The 2,840-nt window shown below is 68.6% G+C and carries 3 protein-coding genes; all 3 read left to right on the top strand.

The window, feature by feature from the left end; translation table 11 throughout:
- A partial coding sequence (locus EN781_RS30095) for a phosphotransferase (protein ID WP_145965711.1) occupies positions 1-868 on the top strand: 868 nt, incomplete at its 5' end.
- On the top strand, positions 865-1,593 hold the full coding sequence (locus tag EN781_RS30090; protein WP_126057122.1) for a nucleotidyltransferase family protein: 729 nt from the start codon (positions 865-867) through the stop codon (positions 1,591-1,593). The genes EN781_RS30095 and EN781_RS30090, both read left to right, overlap by 4 nt.
- The coding region (gene addB, locus EN781_RS30085; RefSeq protein ID WP_127400619.1) for a double-strand break repair protein AddB at positions 1,590-2,840 on the top strand (1,251 nt) is incomplete at its 3' end. The genes EN781_RS30090 and addB, both read left to right, overlap by 4 nt.

Genomic DNA, 2,840 nt, shown 5'->3' with positions numbered 1-2,840 from the left:
CGCCCACACCGCGCAATCGGTCACCGCCTTCGTCGCCCTCGACCGCGCCTTGCTGGCGGCGGGCGTCAGCGTGCCGGAGATCCATGCCGAGGATCTCGAGCAGGGCTTTTTGCTCCTTGAACATCTCGGTGCGGAAGGGTTCCTGAACAGCGATGGCGAGCCGATCGCCGAGCGCTATGCCGCGGCGGCCGAGCTGCTGGCGATGATGCATGGCAAGGCCTGGCCCGACAGGATGGAAGCCGCGCCGGGCGTCTTTCATGACGTGCCGCCCTTCGACCGCGAGGCGATGCTGATCGAGGCCGACCTGCTGGTTGACTGGTATGTGCCGATGCTGACCGGCAAGCCGGCGAGCAATGCCCTGCTGGCCGGCTACCACACCGAATGGAACAAGGTGCTCGACCGGCTCAAGGGCAGCCAATACACGCTGATGCTGCGCGACTTCCATTCGCCGAACATCATCTGGCGCGGCGACAGAACCGGCCACGACCGGCTCGGCGTCGTCGATGTCCAGGATGCGCTGATCGGCCCCGCCGCCTATGACGTCGCCTCGCTCGCCATGGACGCTCGCGTGACCATCTCGCCCGCGATCGAGAAGCGGACGCTCGATGCCTATGTCGCGGCGCGCCATGCCGCCGGCGCCTTCGATGAAGCAGCGTTCCGGGAGGCCTACGCCATCATGGCGGCGCAGCGCAATTCGAAGATCCTCGGCATTTTCGTGCGGCTGGAGAAGCGTGACGGCAAGCCCTTCTACCTCAAGCACCTGCCGCGCATCCGCGACTATCTCAGAAGAGCGCTGGCGCACCCGGCACTTGCCGGGCTACACGACTTCTACGCCGCCCATGGCCTGCTGGAAGAACGAACGCCGTGACCGCAAATCCCAGGACCGCAATGGTGCTCGCCGCCGGGCTCGGAAAGCGCATGCGTCCGATCACCGACACGATACCGAAGCCGCTGGTGGAGATCGCCGGCAAGACCTTGCTCGACTGGGGGCTGGACAGCCTTGCAAGTGCCGGTGTCGATAAGGCCGTAGTCAACGTCCACTATCTTCCGGACCAGATCATCGCCCATATCGCCGACCGCGGTGCGCCGAGGATCGCCATTTCCGACGAGCGCGAGATGCTGCTGGACTCGGCCGGCGGCATCGTCAAGGCGCTGCCCCTGCTGGGGAAAGAGCCGTTCTACATCATCAACGCCGACACGTTCTGGATCGACAGCGGCCAGCCCAGCCTCGAGCGTCTTTCCCTTGCATGGGACGCTGCCAGAATGGATATTCTGCTGATGCTTACCGATCTCGATTCCGCCACCGGACATTGCGTCGGCACCGATTTCCTGGTGGCGCCGGACGGCGCCTTGCAGCGCTCGAAAGGCGATCCGGCCGGCCTGATCTATGCCGGGGCCGCGATTGTCCATCCGCGTATCTTCAAGGACGCGCCGACGGGCCCGCATTCGCTCAACGCCTATTTCGACAAGGCGATCACGGCCGGACGGCTGTTCGGCATGCAGATGCAGGGCCGCTGGATCACGGTCGGCACGCCCGACGCCATTCCGCCCGCCGAGGCAGCGGTCGCCGGCGCACTCGCGAAAGCGATATGAGCGGCTCGCGCCGCGTTTTCTCAATCCCGTCCGGAGCGCCGTTCCTGCCGACGCTGGCGGAAGCGTTGCTGCACGGTCGGCTGGTGCCCGGCTTCCGTTTCAACGGCGATCCGCTGGCGCTCGCCGACGCCACCATCTATGTGCCGACGCGGCGCGCGGCGCGCGCGCTGCGCGGCGCCTTCGTCGATATTCTGGGGGTTCGCTCGGCCATCCTGCCGACGGTCAGGCCGCTCGGCGAATTCGATGAGGACGAGGCGGCCTTCGACGCCGAAGCGGCGCCGGCCATCGAGCTCGCGCCGCCGATTGCCGCGCAGGAGCGGCTGCTTCTCCTGGCGCCGCTGGTGCGCGCGTGGAAGGCAAGCCTGCCGTCGCATGTCGCGGCGCGGTTCAACGAGGAATTCGTGGTGCCGGCTTCGGCGGCCGATGCTGTCTGGCTGGCGCGCGACCTTGCCCGGCTGATGGACGAAATCGAGACCGAAGGCACGGATTGGGCGAAGCTCGCCGGGCTGGTCAGCGGCAATCTCGCCGGCTGGTGGCAGGTGACGCTCGATTTCCTCGGCATCGTCACCGACAACTGGCCGAAGCTGCTCGCCGAACGCGGCCTCTCCAATCCGGCCGCGCACCGGAGCGCGCTGATCCGGCTGGAGGCCGCGCGGCTGAAACGCAACCGGCCGGCCGGGCCGGTGATCGCCGCAGGCTCGACCGGCTCCATCCCCGCGACCGCCGAGCTGCTCGGCGTGATCGCCGGCTTGCCCAATGGCGCCGTCGTGCTGCCCGGCCTCGACAAGGGACTGGACGAGGCCTCCTTCGCCGCCATTTCGGCGCCCGGCGCACGGCCGGCCACGCTCGGCCACCCGCAATTCGGCCTGGCGAAGCTGAACGGCGGTATCGGCGTGCCGCGCGCGGATGTCGAGGAGATCGTCCCGGCGGACCGGGCGCTGGCAATCCGCGCGGCCCTAGTCGGCGAGGCGCTACGGCCGGCCGAAACCACCGAATTGTGGACCGAGACGCGCCCCGGCTTCGAGGCCGAGGACATCCGGCAGGCCCTGGCCGGCGTGACGCTGGTGGAGGCTGCCAACGAGCGCGACGAGGCGGTCGCGATCGCGATCGCGCTGAAGCGCGCCGTCGAGCAGCCGGGCCAGCGCGCCGCACTTGTCACCGGTGATCGCGCGCTGGCGCGGCGCGTCTCTGTCGAGTTGCTGCGCTTCGGCGTCGCCGCCGACGATTCCGGTGGCACGCCGCTCACC

The sequence above is a fragment of the Mesorhizobium sp. M4A.F.Ca.ET.090.04.2.1 genome, from assembly GCF_003999085.1.
GTDB lineage: Bacteria > Pseudomonadota > Alphaproteobacteria > Rhizobiales > Rhizobiaceae > Mesorhizobium.
Note: the sequence above shows the minus strand (reverse complement) of the source record. Positions and strands in the feature narration are given on the sequence as shown.